Source organism: Paenibacillus turicensis (genome assembly GCF_050461185.1).
Lineage (GTDB): Bacteria > Bacillota > Bacilli > Paenibacillales > Paenibacillaceae > Fontibacillus > Fontibacillus turicensis_A.
In genome coordinates, this window is record NZ_JBCMOR010000005.1 from 824,421 (window position 1) to 845,332 (window position 20,912).

General features: G+C 38.8%; 18 protein-coding genes and 1 CRISPR repeat array. Of the genes, 17 read left to right on the forward strand and 1 reads right to left on the reverse strand.

Features of this window, described 5'->3' with window-relative positions; genetic code table 11:
* Position 1 precedes the first annotated feature (1 nt).
* From ABE099_RS05955 to ABE099_RS05985, 7 genes are all read left to right on the forward strand, one after another.
* Positions 2-982: an alpha-ketoacid dehydrogenase subunit beta gene (locus tag ABE099_RS05955; protein ID WP_210090597.1), complete on the forward strand. Its 981-nt coding sequence runs from the start codon at positions 2-4 to the stop codon at positions 980-982.
* 26 nt (positions 983-1,008) lie between these two features.
* A complete protein-coding gene (locus ABE099_RS05960; RefSeq protein ID WP_430028312.1) occupies positions 1,009-2,301 on the forward strand; it encodes a dihydrolipoamide acetyltransferase family protein in 1,293 nt (430 codons plus the stop codon).
* A gap of 4 nt (positions 2,302-2,305) precedes the next feature.
* On the forward strand, positions 2,306-3,721 hold the full coding sequence (gene lpdA / locus ABE099_RS05965) for a dihydrolipoyl dehydrogenase (RefSeq protein ID WP_430028314.1): 1,416 nt from the start codon (positions 2,306-2,308) through the stop codon (positions 3,719-3,721).
* A gap of 205 nt (positions 3,722-3,926) precedes the next feature.
* On the forward strand, positions 3,927-4,670 hold the full coding sequence (locus ABE099_RS05970; RefSeq protein ID WP_430028316.1) for a class I SAM-dependent methyltransferase: 744 nt from the start codon (positions 3,927-3,929) through the stop codon (positions 4,668-4,670).
* Positions 4,671-5,127: 457 nt separating this feature from the next.
* The gene (locus ABE099_RS05975) at positions 5,128-5,580 is read left to right on the forward strand and encodes a MarR family winged helix-turn-helix transcriptional regulator (RefSeq protein ID WP_430028318.1); all 453 of its coding nucleotides are present in this window, start codon (positions 5,128-5,130) and stop codon (positions 5,578-5,580) included.
* Positions 5,580-6,362: an SDR family NAD(P)-dependent oxidoreductase gene (locus tag ABE099_RS05980; RefSeq protein WP_430028320.1), complete on the forward strand. Its 783-nt coding sequence runs from the start codon at positions 5,580-5,582 to the stop codon at positions 6,360-6,362. The genes ABE099_RS05975 and ABE099_RS05980 overlap by 1 nt, the downstream gene beginning before the upstream one ends.
* Positions 6,363-6,366: 4 nt before the next feature.
* A complete protein-coding gene (locus ABE099_RS05985; protein ID WP_430028322.1) occupies positions 6,367-7,020 on the forward strand; it encodes an acetoacetate decarboxylase family protein in 654 nt (217 codons plus the stop codon).
* 21 nt (positions 7,021-7,041) lie between these two features.
* Here ABE099_RS05985 and ABE099_RS05990 read toward each other — a convergent pair whose 3' ends face one another.
* Positions 7,042-7,719: a lactate utilization protein gene (locus ABE099_RS05990; protein WP_430028324.1), complete on the reverse strand. Its 678-nt coding sequence runs from the start codon at positions 7,717-7,719 to the stop codon at positions 7,042-7,044.
* A gap of 113 nt (positions 7,720-7,832) precedes the next feature.
* On the opposite strand from ABE099_RS05990, the gene ABE099_RS05995 reads away from it, so the two are divergent.
* The 10 genes from ABE099_RS05995 (at position 7,833) to ABE099_RS06040 (ending at position 20,911) form a co-directional block, all read left to right on the forward strand.
* On the forward strand, positions 7,833-8,516 hold the full coding sequence (locus tag ABE099_RS05995; RefSeq protein ID WP_430028326.1) for a Crp/Fnr family transcriptional regulator: 684 nt from the start codon (positions 7,833-7,835) through the stop codon (positions 8,514-8,516).
* A gap of 155 nt (positions 8,517-8,671) precedes the next feature.
* Positions 8,672-9,169: a hypothetical protein gene (locus ABE099_RS06000; RefSeq protein ID WP_430028328.1), complete on the forward strand. Its 498-nt coding sequence runs from the start codon at positions 8,672-8,674 to the stop codon at positions 9,167-9,169.
* 146 nt (positions 9,170-9,315) lie between these two features.
* Positions 9,316-10,018: direct repeats of the CRISPR family, unit length 32 nt; unit sequence ATTTCAATCCACGCACTCACATAGAGTGCGAC.
* A gap of 344 nt (positions 10,019-10,362) precedes the next feature.
* Complete coding sequence (locus ABE099_RS06005) at positions 10,363-11,298, forward strand: DUF2268 domain-containing protein (RefSeq protein ID WP_430028330.1); 936 nt, start codon at positions 10,363-10,365, stop codon at positions 11,296-11,298.
* Positions 11,267-12,037, forward strand: a complete 771-nt coding sequence (locus ABE099_RS06010) for a MerR family transcriptional regulator (protein WP_430028332.1) — start codon at positions 11,267-11,269, stop codon at positions 12,035-12,037. Before ABE099_RS06005 ends, ABE099_RS06010 begins: the two co-directional genes overlap by 32 nt.
* A 240-nt stretch (positions 12,038-12,277) precedes the next feature.
* Complete coding sequence (locus ABE099_RS06015) at positions 12,278-14,047, forward strand: flavocytochrome c (protein WP_430028334.1); 1,770 nt, start codon at positions 12,278-12,280, stop codon at positions 14,045-14,047.
* Positions 14,048-14,738: 691 nt separating this feature from the next.
* On the forward strand, positions 14,739-16,058 hold the full coding sequence (locus ABE099_RS06020) for an ABC transporter substrate-binding protein (RefSeq protein WP_430028336.1): 1,320 nt from the start codon (positions 14,739-14,741) through the stop codon (positions 16,056-16,058).
* Positions 16,059-16,074: 16 nt separating this feature from the next.
* Positions 16,075-17,775 carry a methyl-accepting chemotaxis protein gene (locus ABE099_RS06025; RefSeq protein WP_430028338.1) on the forward strand — a complete coding sequence of 567 codons (1,701 nt, stop codon included), beginning with the start codon at positions 16,075-16,077 and terminating at the stop codon, positions 17,773-17,775.
* A 270-nt stretch (positions 17,776-18,045) separates the two neighbouring features.
* The gene (locus ABE099_RS06030) at positions 18,046-19,212 is read left to right on the forward strand and encodes an amidohydrolase (RefSeq protein ID WP_430028340.1); all 1,167 of its coding nucleotides are present in this window, start codon (positions 18,046-18,048) and stop codon (positions 19,210-19,212) included.
* A 21-nt stretch (positions 19,213-19,233) separates the two neighbouring features.
* On the forward strand, positions 19,234-20,301 hold the full coding sequence (locus tag ABE099_RS06035; protein WP_430028343.1) for a methionine ABC transporter ATP-binding protein: 1,068 nt from the start codon (positions 19,234-19,236) through the stop codon (positions 20,299-20,301).
* Positions 20,252-20,911, forward strand: coding sequence for a methionine ABC transporter permease (locus ABE099_RS06040; RefSeq protein WP_430028345.1), 660 nt, complete (start codon positions 20,252-20,254; stop codon positions 20,909-20,911). Before ABE099_RS06035 ends, ABE099_RS06040 begins: the two co-directional genes overlap by 50 nt.
* The last annotated feature ends 1 nt before the right edge of the window (position 20,912 follow it).

Sequence of the window (20,912 nt, forward strand, 5' to 3'; positions counted from 1 at the left end):
AATGGCACAAATGAATATGAAAGAAGCAATTCGCGATGCAATGCGTGTAGAGTTGGAACGTGATCAAAACGTAGTTATATTTGGTGAAGACGTAGGTCATGTTGGCGGTGTATTCCGTGTAACTGAGGGTCTTCAAAAAGATTTTGGTGAAGAGCGTGTATTTGATACACCACTTGCTGAATCTGCAATCGGTGGTTTAGCTTTTGGTTTAGGAATTCAAGGTTTCCGTCCAATTGCTGAAATCCAGTTCGTAGGATTTATTTTTGAAGCTTTAGACCAAATTTTAGTGCAAGCAGCTCGTTTGCGTTTCCGTTCAGGTGGACGTTATAACGCTCCAGTAGTATTCCGTACTCCATTTGGTGGTGGCGTTAAAGCAGCGGAACTTCATACAGATTCACTTGAAGGTATTATCGCCCAAACTCCAGGGATTAAATTGGTTATCCCATCTAACCCTTACGATGCAAAAGGTTTGTTGATCTCTGCAATTCGTGACAATGATCCTGTATTTTTCATGGAGCATTTGAACTTATACCATGCATTCCGTGCAGAAGTTCCAGAAGGCGAATATACTGTTGAGCTTGGTAAAGCAAACGTAGTTCGTGAAGGTTCTGATGTAACCATCCTTGCCTACGGTATGATGGTGCATACGGCTGTTAAAGCGGCAGAAGAATTAGAAAAAACAAAAGGTGTTAAGGCAGAGGTTATTGATCTACGTACACTTGTACCTTTAGATATTGATACAATCGTTAATTCCGTTAAGAAAACAAACCGCGTCATTGTGGTTCAAGAAGCTCAAAAATCAGCAGGTATCGCAGCAGAGGTTATTGCTCAAATTAATGAAAAAGCAATTCTTCACCTTGAAGCTCCAGTGCTTCGTGTTGCAGGTCCTGATACTGTATATCCATTCGCTCAAATTGAAGATCAATGGCTTCCTTCACCAGCACGTGTAATTGCTGCAGTGAACCAAGTTCTTGAATTCTAAAAATAAGACAATAGGAGGTCTTTCAAGTGGCAAAATTTGAATATCGTTTCCCTGAGCTTGGTGAAGGTTTGCATGAAGGCGAAATTATTAAAATGCACATCAAGCAAGGCGATAAAGTAACTGACGAAGATATTATTATGGAAGTACAAAATGATAAAGCGGTAGTAGAAGTACCTTGTCCTGTAAATGGTACTGTGCTAGAAGTGCTTGGTACTGACGGTGCGATTTTCCGCGTTGGTCAAGTGGTTGCAGTAATTGATGCAGAAGGTGAAATTCCTGAGCAATTGTTAGGTGGCGGAGATCACGCTGAAGAGCCACAAGCTGAGGAAGCGAAAGCTCCAGAAGCAGCAAGTGCGCCTGCAGCAGCATCTACTGATGCACCAGCTGCACCTAATCATGAAGTGTTAGCGACTCCTAGCGTGCGTAAATTTGCTCGTGAGCAAGGTGTTGATATTGCACAAGTAACGGGTACTGGCAAAGCGGGTAAAGTAACTCGTGAAGATGTGGAAAGCTTTAAAAATGGTGGCGGCGCATCTGCTCCAGCAGCAGCGGCTCAAGCTAGTGAAGCAGCTCCTACAGCTCCACAAACTTCAGCACCAACTGCGATCCCTGCAGGTAGTGATGAAGAACGTGTACCATTCAAAGGAATCCGTAAAGCAATTTCTAATGCAATGGTTAAATCCGCATACACAGCACCACACGTTACAATCATGGACGAAGTTGATGTAACTGAATTGGTTGCTTTCCGTACTCGTATGAAACCAGTTGCTGAGAAGAAAGGTATCAAAGTAACTTACTTGCCATTCATCGTGAAGGCATTGGTTGCAGCTTCTCGTAAATTCCCAGCATTGAATGCTTCTATCGACGAAGTAAACAATGAAATTGTATACAAAAAACACTATGATATCGGTATTGCAACAGATACAGATAACGGTTTGATCGTTCCTGTAATTAAGGATGCGGATCGTAAGAGCATTTGGATGATCGCTGAAGCGATTTCTGACTTGGCACTTCGTGGTCGTGAAGGTAAACTTAGCGCAAACGAAATGAAAGGTAGCACAATTTCAATTTCTAACATCGGTTCTGCTGGCGGTATGTTCTTCACTCCAATCATTAACTACCCTGAGGTAGCGATTCTTGGAACTGGACGTATCAGCGAAAAACCAGTTGTTCGTGATGGTGAAGTTGTAGTGGCTCCAGTAATGGCATTGTCCCTAAGCTTTGACCACCGTCTAATCGATGGTGCAACTGCTCAAAACTTTATGAACTATATCAAACAACTCCTTGCTAATCCTGAGTTGCTTGTAATGGAGGTGTAATGTAATGGTAGTAGGAGACGCTTCTCTTGATATTGATACATTGGTCGTAGGTGCTGGTCCTGGTGGTTATGTGGCAGCAATTCGTGCAGCACAACTTGGACAAAAAGTAGTTATCGTAGATAAATCTGAGCTTGGTGGCGTATGTTTGAACCGTGGATGTATTCCTTCCAAAGCTTTGATTGCAGCAGCACATCAATTCGAAAATGCTTCCCATGGTGTAGCTTTCGGGATTACTGCTGAAAATGTAAAAGTAGATTTTTGTAAAACTCAAGAGTTTAAAAATGGTGTCGTTAAAAAAATGACCCAAGGTGTTAATGGTTTGCTTAAAGGTAACAAGATCGAAATTTTTAGCGGTGAAGTAATGTTCATTAACAACACAGAAGCACGTGCTTTTAACGATCATGAATCACCACGTTACCGTTTCAAAAACTGTATTCTTGCAACTGGATCTCGTCCGATTGAACTTAAACCATTCCCATTTGGTGGACGTATCTTGTCTTCTACAGAAGCATTAGAATTGCAAGAAATTCCTTCTAGCATGATCGTTATCGGTGGTGGATACATCGGTGCTGAGCTTGGTCAAATGTACTCTAAGTTTGGTACAAAAGTAACCATCATTGAAGGTGCAGACGCAGTTCTTCCTGGTTTCGACAAGGATATGACTCGTTTGGTAGCTAAAAACATGGAGAAAACAGGTATCGAAATTATCACAAATGCAAAAGCTGAAAGTGCTGAGCAAACTGATAAAAACGTAACTGTAAAATATAGTGTAAATGGTGAAGCAAAAGAAGTAACAGCAGACTACTTGTTAGTTACTGTAGGTCGTCGTCCGAACACTGATGGTGATCTAGGTCTTGAGCTTGCTAATGTTGAACTAGATGATCGTGGATTAGTAAAAGTTGACCACCAAGGTCGCACAAGCAACCCACAAATCTTTGCAATTGGTGACATCGTGCCAGGTCTTGCACTTGCACACAAAGCTTCTTATGAAGGTAAAGTAGCAGCAGAAGCAATCTCTGGATTGCCGTCCGTTGTAGATTACAAAGGTATGCCTGCTGTATGCTTCACTGATCCAGAATGTGCAAGCGTAGGCTACACTGAAAAAGAAGCAAAAGAAAAAGGCATTAAAGTTAAATCCGGTAAATTCCCATTTGCGGGTAACGGACGTGCAACATCCTTGAACCAACCAGATGGCTTCATCAAAATTGTTGCTAACGCAGACAATGATGTCGTAATCGGTGCTCAAATCGTAGGTATTGAAGCTTCCAACTTGATTGCAGAGCTTGGCCTTGCAGTTGAAATGGGCGCTACGCTTGAAGATATCTCCTTAACCGTACATGCTCACCCAACACTTGGTGAAATTGTTATGGAAACTGCTGAATTGGTTGAAGGTCACCCAATTCACGTTATCTCTCGCTAAAATTAGTAAGTCACGTTCCTTACATTTGGAACAATTGTTTGTCCTAAATTAGCTCTTATATTGGCAAGACCGCTTTTAGTGGTCTTGTCTTTTTTTATGCTATCGTATGTTATATTATATTTTAAATTAATGTGACAAATTAAAACGGTACTATAGGTGTGCACATGTGGAATAGAGATCATGTCCATCAGAAAAGGAGGAAATTATGAAGTGGAATTCTAAACTTTATGATAATAATCATGATTTTGTAGCAGAGTATGGGAAAGGACTTTTGGAATTTGTTCCAGAGGATAAAACACAAAGGATTTTAGATCTAGGTTGTGGTACAGGTGTATTAACTGCGGAATTAGCACAATTAGGGGATTACATCTTAGGCATTGATGGTTCCTCCGAAATGATTGATAAGGCAAAGCAAGCATATCCAGGCTTAGATTTTGAGGTTATGAATGCATTAGAGATGCCTTATTTGCAGCAATGGGATTTAGTTTTTTCAAATGCCGTATTTCATTGGATTTTAGATCATGATTTATTAATTCAGAAAATTAAAAGCGCATTAAAGCCATCTGGAAAACTCATTTGTGAATTTGGAGCTTATGGAAATATTCAGACGATTGAAAACGGGATGAAAAACGCTTTGGAGAAAATGGGACTTTCACTTAGCTCAAAATTTAACTTTCCTACAGTAGAAGCATTTGGTTCGTTATTAGAAAAGCATGGCTTCTCCATTGATAAAATATATGATTATGATCGCCCAACACCTTTAAAGGATGGGGAGAACGGCTTATACAATTGGGCTAAGCAATTTTTTGAGAGGGATTTGGGTAAGCTCTCAGAAAATGAGCAGAATTTAGTTTTAAAAGATATGACAGATGAGGTACGAAAGAAATTGTGGAATGGCTCGCATTGGACTGCGGATTATCGGAGATTGAGAGTGATTGCGCATATTTAATAAAGTGAAAAAACTGTTGGAACATGCAATGCATATAATACAAGCTCAGCAAAATTGATGGGAAACATCGTAATGACCAAGGAAGCTGTTATTAAGGAGGAGTTTTACTGGGAAAATGAGTGGACAGATCAGTTCTTTTATTCCATTTTGGAAAAGGAGTATGCGTCAACCTTATCAGTTTGAAAACTCGATAAGTTATTATAAAAGTAAACTACACCTTATTGTTGGATAGGATCGACAATGAGATGTAGTTTTTTTTCTGTGATGAAGAAAAAATGAAAATAAGGTTGGGATAGGCTGAGAGGCTTATTTCAATCCACGCACTTTAATATCTTATAAGAAAATTTTTAACTTCTTTTCAGAAAAAAATAGAACAAAATTCACTTTGAATTTAGTTGCACATTGCAAATAAAATGCTAAAATATTGTTAAATATAGCATAAAGGTGAGGTATTTCCATGTCATATACTATTGATCAAAAAGAGGTAGACGCTGCATTATTTGAGTTTTTGCGTAGCATTTATTTGTTTGAGCATCGAGAAACGGTAATGTTTGGAATTAACTGGAGTGAAGTTTATTTATTACATTTACTTATTCGTCATCCTGGCATTCGTATATCTTCTCTGTCTAAGCAAATGAACCAAGCTATTTTTTCTACTAGTCGAATGGTATCTAGGCTTGAAAAGGCTGGTTTTTTGTATAAAAAGCTAGATGAAAGTGACAAGCGAGCAGTAACACTTTACATTACAGATGAGGGTGCTACACAAATTAAATTAATAGAGAAATATAATTATGACATTGTGTCAGCTCAATTTAACAAAATGCCAGAGCAAACGTTACGGTCATTACTGGAGGCGGTTTCACAACTTAGTATTTTACTTAATGTTGAAAACATGGATGAAGAAAAATAATGCTAAAACGGACACGCCTTGCAAATAAAAAGGTTGTTGTTACGGGGGCTTCATCTGGAATTGGGTTAGAGACCGTAAAACGTTTGCTAGAAGAAGATTGCGTTATTCTCGCTGCAATTAAACCAAATGACAAAATGCCTATTAGTCATCAAAGACTTTATGTACAAACGTGTGATGTATCCGTTCCTGAAGATTTAGATACACTATTTACGAGTGCTGTAAAGAAACTAGGAAATATAGATATTTTTTTTGCAAATGCAGGTTTTGCGTATTATGAGCAGTTCAAAGATAAAGATTGGCAACATATTTCAACTATTTTTGAGACAAATAGCTACCATATTTTTTATACAGCACAGAAGCTAAAGCAAATGAATGGACAACGTCCGTTTCAATTTATCGGTACTGCAAGTGCTATGGCAGTGTTGCCATTACCTGGATATGCTTTATATAGTGCTACAAAAGCAGCGGTACATTCCTTTGCTTACGCTTATCGATACGAGCTTGAAAAAGAACAATATTTTCAGGTTGTTTATCCAATTGCAACACGAACAGCATTTTTTAAAGAGGCAGGAGATAGTCCAGTGCCTTGGCCTTCCCAGTCAGCTGAAGCAGTGGCTTCCGCAATTATAAAAGGAATTAAGCGCAGAAAAAGAAGCATCTATCCTTCTAAAACATTTTCAACAATTATAATATTAAATCGTTTTCTGCCCTTTGTCCTTAAAATCTATAACGAAGTTGAGCGAAAAAAATTCCAAGGCTGGTTAGACAAGAAAGGAAGTTGATCTTATGAATAGTATACCTGCCCCATGGAGTCTGCAAGGAAAAGGTTATATTTTGATTTACCGCTTTACACGTCAATTTGTAGAAACAGAGGGGCGAATACCTCCTTTTTTGCAGAATCAATTTGCAGGAGGTTTTGGAAGCGTGATGCTGGTGGACTATGCCTCCTCAAATGCTGGGCCTTATGGTGAATTGCTTTTTATACCTGGAAAGTTCCATCATCAAGGGCGAAAGCTAAATACAATCAGTCAAATCTATGTATCCTCAATGGCTAGTGTAGTGAATGGAATAGAAAACTGGGGAATCCCGAAAGAGCTTGCTAATTTTAAATTTCAACAGCTTAGCTCTAAAAAGGAAAGGGTCACTGTATCTAAAGAAAACGAAAATATCGCGGATTTAACTTTAAGTACGTTTGGGCCTTCTTTGCCGATCAGTACAAGTCTGATGCCATTCCCATTAGTGCAGCTACATAATAATCAATATTTTTATACTAAATTTTCAGGTAAAGGGAAGGGAAGATTAGCTAAAATAGAGAACATAGAGATTAACAAATTTTTGTTTCCGGATCTTTCACATGTGAAGTCAATATTTGCTCTTAAAGTGGAACCGTTTGAAATTGTTTTCCCAGTTGCTAAGATTGAGACTGCTCATCTTTTATAAAAGATCCAGATTAAATTTATTTCAAAATCCTAAAGATTCATTAACAAGAATAACCTTTATTCTCCCCGCCGTTTTACACATTCTTGTTTGGACGATATAAGAACAGGTGCAATCATCAGTTTTACAATCTCCACAAGCACCATTGATCAGGCAGGGCGTTTTTTGTGGCGAATGTAAAAATGGGCTAGATGAATACGAACAGCGTTGTACATTAATAGGGGCCGCATATGTCCTAGCTCTTATAACTGCGTCCTCAGCGGTCTTACAAACCTTATTCATCCCAACGATAGCAACAACGCTTCTCGGTCCAAAGGTAATGGCCGCTGTTCGATTGCCCACACTATCTATATTGACCAATATGCCATCTTCGCTAACGGCGTTAAAGCTCGTTAAATAGGTGTCGCACAAAAGAGCTTGACGCATGAGTTCGTAACGTTCCTCAATGGTTTGCGCTTTATCGCGATCAATGACTGTATAGTTACCTTGACGTACTTGGTTAAGAAGCCCTATTTCCTCAAGCGTGACTGACCCACCCCATGATACCAAAGATTGTTCTGGAATAAATGATAGTGCCTTTTCTGCAGCTTCTTTGGCGTTATCACAGTAATAGGCCTCAAACTTTCTGCTGTGCAGATTTTTTATGACCTTTGATGCTAAAAGTCGATTTCTCGCTTTGATTGAATTTTCTTTCTCTTGCATTGTTCTTCCTCCATTCTGAGGTTAGAAGAGGTGACTAACTTCTTGTGTATTTACAATTAATATAGTATGGTAAAAAGAAAATGTATGTTGCATGTGCAACGAGGAGAACTTACATGAACGACTTAGATTCCCTATGTCAATCACGTTTATTTTCAGGGATTTCCCCAAATGATATTTCCCAAATGCTTGAATGTCTGTCAGCTACACGGAAAGAATATGTAAAAGATGAGATGGTTGTCCGTGAGGGCGATTTAGTGGATGATATCGGCATCATATTGCGGGGTAGCGCTCAAAGTACGAAATTGAGTATCACGGGAAAGAAAATTATTGTATCTCTCCATTATCCGGGTGGGTATACCGCAGTTTTAACAGCGGCTAGCCGTGGACGAAGATGTCCTATGTCTGTACAGGCATTAGAACTACTAGAAGTTTTGTTTATTCCTATCAAAAGCATATTGAGTCCTTGCACGAAGTTATGTATGTCACATGAACAATTGCTTGGTAATCTTTTTGATAGTATTGCAGAACGAGCGTTAGAACTGCACGACCGAAATGATTGTCTGATTATGCCTACTATTCGCGATAAGGTTTTAACTTTTTTAACAAGAGTTAGGCGTGAAATTGGAACAGAAGCTTTTAGTATTCCTTTTGATAGAGAAGCGATGGCGGAGTATTTAGATGTAGATCGAAGTGCTTTATCAAGAGAGCTTTCATGGATGAAGCGGGACGGCTTGATTGACTTTTATAGAAACAAATTTAAGCTATTGCCAATAGCAGTAGAAAAAGATTTTCGATAATGGGCAAACAGAGGGAAGTGTATTAAAGCTTTCCTCTTTTTTTGATTAATTTTTTGAGCAAGGCTAATTTTCAATGCAACATATTTTGTTTTGTTACGTTTATTTCGATAACTGAGGTCTAGGAGGGAAGGAACATAAAAAATAAATCAATTTTTTTGATTGTTAGTATTGTAATGGTATTTTTGATTTCGGCTTGCTCAATTAAAGCAACTGGTGGATCGGGTTCGAGTTCGGATTCAGAGAATGAATGGAGTGAACCTTATCGTTTGGCTTTAGATGACATAATGTCTATAGATTCTGCTCTTAATGAAAACATGGAGTACATTTCGTTGGATTACAACAAGGAGTTACCTTTAAGCGATTATGATAAGAAAAATATAGAGGATTATCTTCAAAATAAATATAACGTCAAGATTCATACCCTTACCTATGAACAGTTGGTTGAAAAAGGGCTACACGATCAATCTGAAACTAAACTTAATGGGGTTTTATTAAAAGTAGAAAAACATTTGCAGTCAGACAGCAAGGAAAACCTTACAATTGAGGTCAGTAAGTATCGAGCAAATGAGGGCGCAATTTCAGCAGAAATCGTGCTAGCTTATGGAGATGGTCAATGGAAAGTGAGTACGTATAACTCGATTAGAGAAAGCTGAATTTAGTTTTAAACTAAAGCCCTCAGGGCTTTTTTGTTTTCCAAGATGAGGTACACAGTGGTTGGTGCGTGTTTAAAAACCTTTAAACCCCGCACTCAGACAGAGTGCGAAATATGTTTGGAGGATGTAAGAAAATGGCATGGAGTATTTCAATCCACGCACTCACATAGAGTGCGACTGGGCAAGAGCATCAAATATATACTTAAAGTATTATTTCAATCCACGCACTCACATAGAGTGCGACCTTTGTACATGGCCTGTAAATAGGCCAAAGCATGAATTTCAATCCACGCACTCACATAGAGTGCGACCAGGGTTTTTAACAATGGAGGCGAACTTACACTGTTATTTCAATCCACGCACTCACATAGAGTGCGACATAATGGAGATATGTATACGGCTCCTGCTTTGGATATTTCAATCCACGCACTCACATAGAGTGCGACTCAACGCCTCCCCAATCCTCAATTAAATTGTCATATTTCAATCCACGCACTCACATAGAGTGCGACGACGAAATGAAGTTAGTAACGGATGAAGATCGTATTTCAATCCACGCACTCACATAGAGTGCGACTATATAAGATGCTTCTGCTATTTGTCGTGGAGTAGCTTATTTCAATCCACGCACTCACATAGAGTGCGACTTGTCTGCGTTTGATCGTGATATAAAACTGGCTGAATTTCAATCCACGCACTCACATAGAGTGCGACCAAAAAAGCATGCATAATAGAAGACGGCGGAATGATTTCAATCCACGCACTCACATAGAGTGCGACTCACTCCAATCTCGTAAATTCCTTTTCAAACTTGCCTATTTCAATCCACGCACTCACATAGAGTGCGACAGCGCCACTTTTCTGCCCTTACAGGACAAGGGCTTTCAGGCCTAAAAGTGCGAAGGAGCTTTTAAAGCGCTTTAATTTTGTTGAAAAATCCTCAAAAAACCTGCAATCCCTTGTGGGACGCGAGGTGCGAAGGATCCGGGGTTTTTATGTGAGCTTGGGGTTCGCACTAAATAGTTTTATATCACTTTCATGATAAATTTATTTTTTATTTCCTCTTTTTTAATATAGCAATAATTTACAATACTGTGAAGCTGTTTTATTAATATTCTAGCTTGACCCTGACGTTACGTCATACTATATAGTGAGAAAAGTAAGAGGTTTATATAGTATAGGGGGGTTATGAGATGGATATTAAATGTGTTCGATCTGATAAAATTTACAGTAAAATAATGCAGGCTCCAGCAGAAAAAAGGGAAGATATTTATCGTTATGAATTAATGGCGCCATTTGAGGAAAAATGGTCTTATTACAGCATTCCTTTAAAGGCGAAGCAACCTAATGGTTACGATGTAATTATGGCTAGTAAGATGCTAGGTTTTTTAGCACCAGAGCAATTGAATGGCGATCAAACTAAAACGATTGATTTACTTTCTGATGAACAGCTTTGGCAACGGTGCGAGCAATCAATTGCACGTTCGATTCAACTTTTTATCGATGCAGGGATTGATTTGCCTGTTCAAAATTATTTATACTCGCTTGTGCTAGCTGACCCAGAAAGTCCGTATACGATCATGAATGAGGGTTACAGTGGAGATGGTGGGATACCTGGTTATATTTTTGGTTCACTTTTACCTAATGAGTATACGTTGGAAAGAATACCTGTAGCGCTAGCGCATGAGTGTAATCACAATATTCGTTTTCAGTTTGAAAAGTGGAGCAATGACATTTCGTTAGCTGAAATGATGGTGAACGAAGGATTGGCGGAAAATTTCGCGGTTTCACTTTTTGGTGAAAATATGGTTGGGCCATGGGTAAGTAAAACAAAGGTGGATGTGCTTCATAAAAAGATTAAGCCTATCATCAAGCAAGGGCTACAGGTAACCGGTTTAGATGGCATAACCTCCTATTTGTATGGAGATGAGATGGCGAAGCTACAAGGGTATGAACCAGTTGGGCTACCATATTGTGCAGGATATGCTTGTGGTTATCATATGGTAAAGTACTATCTAAACAAGACAGGGAAAAATATTGTAGAAGCCACTTTAATACCAGCAGATCAAATTTTAAAAGAGATTGAGGATTTTTGGGATGAAAAAACAAAACCTAATGAGCGTAAATGAGGTCGCAAAAGAAACAGGCATCACGATACGTACTTTGCATTATTATGACAAAATCGGCTTGTTATCTCCGTCCACGTTATCTGAAGCAAATTATCGGTATTATTCTAAAGAGGATTTAGACAAGCTCCAGCAGATTTTATTTTATAAAGAAGTAGGGTTTGAGTTAAAAGATATAAAAAGCATGATGGATGCACCTTCATATAGCAAGGAGCAGGCATTAAAAAGACACAAAAATCTATTGCTTCTAAAACGTAAACGATTAGACAAATTAATTGCATTAGTTGAACAAACTTTGAAGGGGGAAGACATTATGAGCTTTCAGGCATTTAGTGAAGAAGAAATTATGAAGCTACAACAGGAATATTACAAGGAGGCAAACCAACGTTGGCAACACACACCCGCTTTTAAAGAGTATCATGGAAAACATCCTAATGGCGGTAATACTGCTGAGTGGAAAACCTTTGATATAGCGGCTCAAAAAATATTCAGTAAGATTTTCACTTATATTGATGAAGCTCCAAGCCATCCTGATGTGCAAGCTGCTATTGATGAGTGGAGAAGTTTTATTACTGAACATTACTATGATTGTAAAATTGAAATTTTTCGTGGTTTAGGATTACTTTATGTGGAGGATGAACGCTTTGAAGCAACAATTAATAGCTATGGTGATGATAGATTAGCCCGCTTTATTAGTGAAGCAATTGCAATTTACTGTGATGAAAAGGAAAAAAAGAAATAGAATTCGAATGTTATTTTAGACCCATTGTTAACTAAAAAGTGCTCTTAAGGTCTTGCTGTATAGGACTTTTAAGAGTGCTTTCAGTATGGAATAAAACGGAAAAACTGTTAGGTGAAAAGGCTTAGTGAGGTGCTACTTACTACGTATTTTTCACTTTGTAAAAAAAATCACAATGTTTTCACCATGAAGTGTGATAAAGTATACCCTAGTTGTATAAAAAATCACAAAGGGGTAAAAAAAGTGAAAAAGTACATCATGGGCACTCTTTTAATTGGTCTAATTATGATTCTTGCAGTTGGATGCAGTAAAGGAGAAACTAGTAAAAAAGAGGCTGAGACAGCAGGTAAATTTACAGCTGGTACTTATGAGGGAGTCTCTAAAGGACATGGTGGGGAAATCGTTGCTAAAGTAACGGTAACCACTGACAAAATCGAGTCGATTGAAATTTCAGCTACTGGTGAAACTGGAACAATTGGGGATGGAGCCATAAACCAGTTGACAGAACAAATCATCGGCACACAAAGCTTGGCGATTGATGCTGTAGCAGGTGCTAGTGAATCTAGTAATGGTATTCTTGAAGCAGTAACGAAAGCGTTAGAAAAAGCAGGCGCTGATATTACAGCATTAAAGGATCCTGCAAACAAATTAGTAGTTGAGCAAAAGAAACAAGAAGATATGAATGTAGATATCGTAGTTGTAGGTTCAGGCGGAGCAGGTCTATCTGCTGCTATTGAAGCTAAAGAAGCTGGAAAATCAGTTGTGATTTTAGAACAAATGCCGATTATTGGAGGAAATACGAATCGTGCAACAGGTGGACTTAATGCAGCTGAAACTACGATTCAAGCAGACAACGGAATCAAGGATTCAAAGAAAGTATTTTATGAAGATACGTTAAAGGGTGGTAAAGGCATCAATGATCCAGCCTTGCTACAGACTTTAGTTGATAATGCACCTGATGCAATTTATTGGTTAAATGACATGGGAGCAGGCATTGCTCGTGTATCCTTGTCTGGTGGTGCAACTAATCCGAGAATTCACACGCCAGCAGACGGTTCACCGATTGGACCGGTTGTTGTCGAAACTTTATCTAAAAAATTAAAAGAGCTTAAAGTTGATATTATGCTTCAAACCAAAGCAGTGAAGCTCATTACAGAAAATGGGGCTGTAACTGGTGTTGAGGCGGTAGATAAGAACAACAATCCATTTAAGGTACATGCGAAAGCGGTTATTATGGCTACAGGTGGCTTTGGTGCTAACAGTGAAATGGTAGTTAAATACCGTCCTGAATTAAAAGGCTTCTCTACTACTAACCATTCAGGTGCTACTGGAACAGGAATTGTAATGGCAGAAGAAGCTGGAGCAGATTTGATGCAAATCGGAGAAATCCAAATTCACCCAACTACCGATCCTAAATCAGGTTATTTATTTACAGAAGGTCTACGTGGAGATGGCGCAATTTTAGTTAATAAAGAAGCTAAACGTTTTACTAACGAATTGCTTACACGTGACGTTGTGTCTCAAAATATTTTGAAGCAAACAGATAAAGTTGCTTATTTGATCACTAACCAAGCAATTGCAGATGATAATGCATCTTTAGCTGGTTACATTAAAGATGGTTATGCTAAAAAAGGTGATGACATTGCTAGTCTAGCAAAAGAATTGGGACTAGATGCAACTACTTTAGAAGCAACTATGAAGACATATAACCAATTTATTAAAGATGGTAAAGATACTGAATTTGAAAGAGTACATTTAACTCATTCTCTTGAACAAGGACCTTTTTATGCAATTGAAGTTACACCTGGTGTTCACCATACAATGGGCGGACTTAAGATTGATACCAAAACACATGTATTAAACAAAGAAGGAAAAGTTTTATCAGGACTTTATGCAGCTGGTGAAGTTGTTGGCGGCGTGCATGGAGGTAACCGTATTGGTGGTAATGCAGTAGCTGATATTATTGTTTTTGGACGTATTGCTGGACAAACTGCAGCGGCAGAATTGAAATAAGTTGTAGTAGATACCAAAAAGGGCAGTACAATGAAGAAAGCTGGAGCAAGGGATTCCTTAGCTCCAGCTTTTTTGTGTTTAGAATTTTCTGCTAGAAGGAGAGATGATTTAATCCACGCACTCACACAGAGTGCGACTATTGTTATCAGATGCAAACAGGCTATTTCAATCCACGCACCCACACAGAGTGCGACACAAAACGCCTTAGAGGTGATTTGTGCAAGGGTATTTCAATCCACGCACCCACACAGAGTGCGACAGCGTTCCTTTTCTGCCCTTACAGGACAAGGGATTTCAGGCTCAAAAGTGCGAAGGAACTTTTAAAGCGCTTTATTATAGCAAAAAAATGCCTGAAAAGCTACAAACCCTTGTGGGATGCGAGGTGCGGAGGATCTGGGGTTTTTATGTGAGCTTGGGGTTCGCACCAATGCAAAAATAGAGAGTGACTAAATTTTTAAACTTATTAGATACTTTTTCGCTTAAAAATTCTCTTTTTAATTACAGAATTACAGTATTTATCGTAACAATTTAAGTGGAAAATATAAAGCCGCTTTATGTTTTTGTAGCACCTACTAACAATGTAACTTATGTTCCAAAATTTTCATGACAACGCTCTCTCAACATGCCATCACAATACCGATATATATCTCATACCTATTTCATAGGTCTAACGAATCATGAGGGGGATAATATGAGAAAAAAGAGAGGGTTTCAGAGGGTTGCTATTATTTTATCTGTTTTTGCTTTAATCGTTAGTGGATGCATGAATTCAAAGGAGAGTGAGCCAGCAGAAAATAAAAAGAAAGAGAATGAGCAGATTGTGCTTAAAGTCGCTTGGTGGGGCAACGATGGCCGTAAAGAAAGAACGCTAAAAGTAATTGATTTGTTCGAAAGCAAGTATCCTGACATAAAAATTGAACCAATCGAAGCTTCTAACAGTGACTACTGGATTTTACTTGCTTCCAAAGCAGCAGATCAGGATTTTCCAGATGTAATCCAAATGGACTACAAATATATTGATGGATACATAAAACGTAAGTTGATTATGCCACTGGATGATTTAGTGAAAGCAGGCAAGCTAAATATTTCAGATATGATTGACAGTTCTGTAGCATCTGCAACTTTTTACGATCATCTATACGGAATTTCTACGGGTGTCAATGCACAATCGATGATGTACAATCCAGAAATTTTTGATCAGACTGGTGTAGCTGTGCCTCAGCCTAGCTATACGTATGAAGATTTGATTGCAACTGCAAAAGAACTCAAGGATAAAGTGGATAATGATGATTTTTACCCCATCGGATCAGCGGGTTTAGATTTTGCTTATTACCTGAGACAAAATGGATCCACCTTATATAATAAGGACGGAAATGGTCTTGGTTATGAGCAAGACGAACTATTGTCTAAATTTTTCGAAATGGAAAAAATGCTAGTGGATGAAGGGCTGATGGTACCTCCTGATATTATTAACAAAATTTCCTCAGATAAAGACTCACTCATTGCGAATAAACTTGCAGCTTTTCATAGTATTACAAGTAACAATGTCATTTCATACAACAAATTTTCAGGTTTAGACATGGAGCTGTTACCATTACCTTCAATGCAAGGTGGTAAAGAGGCAAACTATGTGAAGCCATCTATGTTTTTCTCCATCTCTGCTTATACAAAACACGCAGAAGCATCTGCCCAATTTATTGATTTCTTCTTTAATAATTTAGATGCCAATGACATTTTGTTAGGAGAACGTGGGGTTCCAGCTTCGGATAAAGTAAGTAAGCATATTCAGCAGAAGTTAGAGGAACGTGATAAAGTGCAATATGCCTACATGGACTACGTTGAAAAGAACTCTAGCCCAATTGACCCGCCTGCCCCATTAATTTCAACTAATATTAATATTTTGTTCAATACAGTGAGAAACCAAATGTTAGATGGACAAATTACGCCAACTGAAGCAGCACAGCAATTTAGAGAAGGTGCAAAAGAAATTTTTGCACAAAACAATGAATAGGGGAGGGAAATAAACAATGAAACTGAAATTAAAACTAACGATCGCCAAAAAACTATATGCAGGCTTCTTGTCTATTCTTCTCCTGCTGATTGTAATTGCTGGACTTAATTATATAGAACTAAATTCCGCAAACGATATGTATCAGAAGTTATTGAATGAACGAGCTCAAGTCGTAAGTCAAGTTAAAGATTTGAGTATCGCAATTAAAGAGGAAAATCTAACCATTACTAATTATTTATTAATGAACAAAGAAGAGGATTTAAAGGCATATCGAGAGGCAGTGAAAAAATATAATCAAGTCAGCAAAGAAATTCAGAGTAAAACGACAGATCGTAACGACTGGTTATTATTGCAAGGACTCGATTTACTACAAGGGAATTATGTCAGTAATGCCGAAGCGATGATTGAGTTTAAGAAACAAAATAAAGTGGAAGATTACATGCGTACAGCTCAAAAAAATGATCCGATTATTGATAAATTTCTAGAAACAGCAGATCGTTATATAAAGCAACAGGAAGAGTTACTAGTCAAAGAAACGCAGACTATCTCTGATAATATGGAAACAACTAAACAGACGAGTATTTTTATATCTATTGGTGCTGTTTTGCTAGGTGCTGTTATTTCATTTTGGATTGCTAGATTGATTTCCAAACCAACGATTCAAATTACGAAAGCTGCGCAGCTTATTGCAAGTGGGGATCTTAGTAGTGAACCAATCCAGATTAAAAATCGGGATGAGCTTGGTGTGTTAGCCTCCTCGTTTAATGCCATGTTAGTGACTTTACGCAGTCTAATTGAACAAGTGTCACAAAACGCCATGCAGGTTGCCGCTTCCTCCGAGCAGCTAACCGCTGGCGCAGAGCAAACTACCAAAGCAACGGAGCAGGTTGTCGAAATTATTGAGCAGGTATCTGTTGGTGCTGAGAAGCAAATCACTGCGGTACAAGAAAGCGTTACATTTGTAAGTAATTTATCTATAGAGGCAAATAATATTGCGGATACCGCTTCGCAAGTAGCTGAAAAATCATTTTTAGCCGCCCAAAATGCAGCAGAAGGTCGTGTTTCCATACAGACAGTAGTGAAGCAAATGGGAAATATTCAAAGCACAGTTGAACAAATATCTGAAGAAGTGGGTGGCTTAGGGGCACGATCCGAAGAAATTGGAAAAATCGTAGATGTTATTGCCGGTATTTCAAAGCAAACGAACCTACTAGCGCTAAATGCTGCAATTGAAGCAGCACGGGCAGGAGAAGCAGGTCGTGGTTTTGCAGTCGTATCCAATGAAGTGCGTAGATTAGCGGAGCAGTCTGCGGAATCAAGTAGCCAAATTTATGAGCTCATTCGTTCCATTCAGTCAGATACTGAACGTACCATTGAATCTGTACAGACAGGTACAGAAGTCGTGAAGGCAGGAATTGTAGCTGTATCTGAAGCAGGACAAGCCTTTACGGGTATACAGGATGCAGTAGATGCTGTAAATCATCAAATTCAAACCGTCTCTGAAGCTTCTCAACACATGTCAAATGCTACACATCTGTTAGCAGAATCTCTGCAAGGGGTTGCCGCTGTTGCACAAGAGACCTCCTCAGGTGCGATTAATGTCTCCGCCGCAACAGAGGAGCAGCTTGCGACGATGGAAGAGATTAATTCATCTTCACAGGCTCTTGCTATAATGGCAGAGGATTTGCTTGGATCTGTGAAGGACATCAAGCTTTAGTTTGATAGAGTTATAATTTTCATAGATAACGATTCAATAACTCATATTTAATATATTTATTATTTACTTACAACTTATAACCTGAGAGCCTGAGCTATTATTCGAAATTCTAATCAGTATTTCGGATGAATAGTTTAGGCTTTTTTTAAAGTTTAATTCCTACTTGACTAAGTGGATTAATTGGAATATAGTATAAAAAAGTTTGAACGGCTACATAAGATTTTGGATTAATTACAGAAAATACGTAGCAAAAAAGGGAGGGCGCAACCTATGAATAAATTAAATAATGAAGTTGATCAAGCATTAGCTAACAAGTTAATAGAGGTTCGTAGAAACCTACATAGAGAGCCAGAGTTAGCGAATGAAGAGTTCAAAACGACACAGAAAATTAGGGAATGGTTAACCAATGCCAACATTCATATTCTTGATTTACCATTAAAAACAGGACTCATTGCAGAAATTGGGCAAGGTACTGGACCAATTGTAGCCATTCGTTGTGATATTGACGCGCTTCCAATAGAGGAGCAGACGGGATTACCCTTTGCCTCAGAAATCGCTGGAAAAATGCATGCGTGTGGACATGATTTTCATACGGCAACGATTTTAGGTGCGGCTTTATTGTTAAAAGAGCGTGAAAGTGAATTACTTGGAAAAGTCAGAGTGTTGTTCCAACCCGCCGAGGAGACAGGACATGGCGCACGAAGTGTTCTAGACTCAGGTGGACTTGCAGATGTAAATGCCATCTTTGGTATTCATAATTCACCATTTTTAAATACTGGTGTTTTTGGAACAAGATCAGGCGCTTTAACTGCGAGTGTAGATCGATTTGAAATTACGGTTACAGGAGTTGGCGCACATGCGGCGACACCAGAGCATGGGGTGGATGCGATTGTTACAGCGGCGCAGATCGTTACTGCACTACAAACCATTGTGAGCCGTCAAAATACTACAACAGAACCTTTGGTTTTAAGCGTAACTCGTATTCATGGTGGTTTTACATGGAATGTGTTACCCGAAAAGGTTGAATTAGAGGGAACAGTGCGAACTTACAATGAGGAGCTTCGTGCCCAAATTCCGATACAAATGACACGCATTATTGAAGGAATTGCTGCAGCAGCAGGAGCGCAGGCACAGCTACATTGGTATCCAGGTCCAGCAGCAACGATAAATGATGCGGAATGGGCTGATTTTACGAAGGAGATTGCCTCACAGTTTGGATATGAGGTGCTTGATATCCCACCCCAAATGGGTGGAGAGGACTTCTCATTTTATTTGCAGCACATCCCAGGCGCTTTTGTTAATATTGGAGCTGGTCCAGCGCATGCATTACATCACCCTCGTTTTGATGTGGATGAAGCTGCGATTTTACCCGCCGCTAAATATTTTGCGTTATTAGCAGAGCAGGCGCTAGTGAAACTAAATATAAATAACAACTGATTTTGAATGGGGGGAATAGACATGATCGAATTAAAAAATGTGTATAAATCGTTCACTCGACAAGGGAAGACGATTGAAGCTTTGAAGGGAATTAGTTTAAAGGTTGAAAAGGGCGATATATTTGGTGTTATTGGCTATAGTGGGGCTGGCAAAAGCACATTAATTCGATTAGTCAACTATTTAGAAAGACCAACAAAAGGAGAGGTTTGGGTTGACGGCCGTAATTTAGGTAAGTATAGCGACAAAGAGCTACGCACAGCGAAAAAAAATATTGGCATGATCTTTCAGCATTTTAATTTGCTAGAGTCTAAAAAAGTATTTGATAATGTGGCGATCCCCCTCGTTCTCCTTAAAAAAAATAAACAAGAAATTTCTAAACGGGTGACGGAATTACTAGAATTCGTTGGATTAAGTGATAAAGCGGGCAGTTATCCCAATGAATTATCGGGTGGACAAAAGCAACGTGTTGGTATTGCTAGAGCGCTTGCCTCAAACCCCTCTATTTTATTATGTGATGAAGCAACTTCAGCTTTAGATCCACAAACTACTCATTCGATTTTACAGCTATTAAAAAAAATTAATGCAGAATACAACATTACGGTGATGATCATTACACATGAAATGTCCGTGATCCAAGAGGTTTGTAATAAAGTCGCCGTGATGGAGGAAGGGCGAATTATCGAGCAAGGTAGTGTGTTAGAAGTATTTGGAAGTCCACAACATCAGACTACGCAAAACTTTGTAAAAACAGTCATTCAAAACACAATGACCCCATCTGTACAAAAATTGATCCACGTTGGGGCTCAAAGCGTAGTTTATAAGCTTAGCTTTGTAGGTCAATCTGCATCACAGCCTATTTTATATGAAATGATTTCAGCATTTAGAATTAGATTTAATCTGTTATTTGCAAATATGACTGAAATTCAAGAGACGATTTTGGGTACAGCGATTATACAAATTGATGGTGATCCTGTAGAAATTAATAAGGCAGTGTCTTTCTTGATAAGTCATGGCGTTACTGTAGAGGAGGTGGAATCTGATGTTCTCAACCACAATCACAAGCCAGCAGTTTTTGCAGGCGTTTATTGAAACGGTTCAGATGGTTGGTATCTCGCTGTTTTTTGGCTCCTTGTTAGGGATTCCATTTGGCGTATTGCTTGTCATTACTCGTCCTGGTGGAGTTATAGAAAATAAGGTGATTTACAGCATACTTAATCCAATTATTAATATTGTTCGTTCCTTGCCATTTATTATTTTACTCGTAGCGATCGTTCCGTTTACTAGATTTGTCGTCCATACCTCTATCGGAACAAGCGCAGCGATTATACCGCTAATTATATACATTGCCCCTTATATTGGACGCTTAGTCGAGAATTCGTTATTAGAGGTCAGCCCAGGAATTGTAGAAGCGGCAGAATCGATGGGCGCGACGCCTTTTCAAGTTATTTGGTACTTTTTATTGCCAGAGGCGGTAGGATCATTAATTTTATCGTTAACCACAGCGACCATTGGACTTATCGGGGCGACGGCAATGGCAGGTACGGTAGGTGGTGGTGGTGTAGGAGACTTGGCGATCGTGTATGGTTACCAACGTTTTGATACGGTTGTTGTTATCGCTACTGTTATTATTTTAATTATTTTAGTACAAGGCATTCAGTCGTTAGGGAATACGTTGGCTAGAAAAATTCGTCGTTACTAAA

What these genes read in the sequence shown, in the direction of transcription:
- ABE099_RS05955 (WP_210090597.1), top strand. Translation starts at nt 2, where the DNA reads ATGGCACAAATGAATATGAAAGAAGCAATTCGCGATGCAATGCGTGTA.
- lpdA (WP_430028314.1), top strand. Translation starts at nt 2,306, where the DNA reads ATGGTAGTAGGAGACGCTTCTCTTGATATTGATACATTGGTCGTAGGT.
- ABE099_RS05970 (WP_430028316.1), top strand. Translation starts at nt 3,927, where the DNA reads ATGAAGTGGAATTCTAAACTTTATGATAATAATCATGATTTTGTAGCA.
- ABE099_RS05975 (WP_430028318.1), top strand. Translation starts at nt 5,128, where the DNA reads ATGTCATATACTATTGATCAAAAAGAGGTAGACGCTGCATTATTTGAG.
- ABE099_RS05980 (WP_430028320.1), top strand. Translation starts at nt 5,580, where the DNA reads ATGCTAAAACGGACACGCCTTGCAAATAAAAAGGTTGTTGTTACGGGG.
- ABE099_RS05985 (WP_430028322.1), top strand. Translation starts at nt 6,367, where the DNA reads ATGAATAGTATACCTGCCCCATGGAGTCTGCAAGGAAAAGGTTATATT.
- ABE099_RS05990 (WP_430028324.1), bottom strand. Translation starts at nt 7,719, where the DNA reads ATGCAAGAGAAAGAAAATTCAATCAAAGCGAGAAATCGACTTTTAGCA.
- ABE099_RS05995 (WP_430028326.1), top strand. Translation starts at nt 7,833, where the DNA reads ATGAACGACTTAGATTCCCTATGTCAATCACGTTTATTTTCAGGGATT.
- ABE099_RS06005 (WP_430028330.1), top strand. Translation starts at nt 10,363, where the DNA reads ATGGATATTAAATGTGTTCGATCTGATAAAATTTACAGTAAAATAATG.
- ABE099_RS06010 (WP_430028332.1), top strand. Translation starts at nt 11,267, where the DNA reads ATGAAAAAACAAAACCTAATGAGCGTAAATGAGGTCGCAAAAGAAACA.
- ABE099_RS06020 (WP_430028336.1), top strand. Translation starts at nt 14,739, where the DNA reads ATGAGAAAAAAGAGAGGGTTTCAGAGGGTTGCTATTATTTTATCTGTT.
- ABE099_RS06025 (WP_430028338.1), top strand. Translation starts at nt 16,075, where the DNA reads ATGAAACTGAAATTAAAACTAACGATCGCCAAAAAACTATATGCAGGC.
- ABE099_RS06030 (WP_430028340.1), top strand. Translation starts at nt 18,046, where the DNA reads ATGAATAAATTAAATAATGAAGTTGATCAAGCATTAGCTAACAAGTTA.
- ABE099_RS06035 (WP_430028343.1), top strand. Translation starts at nt 19,234, where the DNA reads ATGATCGAATTAAAAAATGTGTATAAATCGTTCACTCGACAAGGGAAG.
- ABE099_RS06040 (WP_430028345.1), top strand. Translation starts at nt 20,252, where the DNA reads ATGTTCTCAACCACAATCACAAGCCAGCAGTTTTTGCAGGCGTTTATT.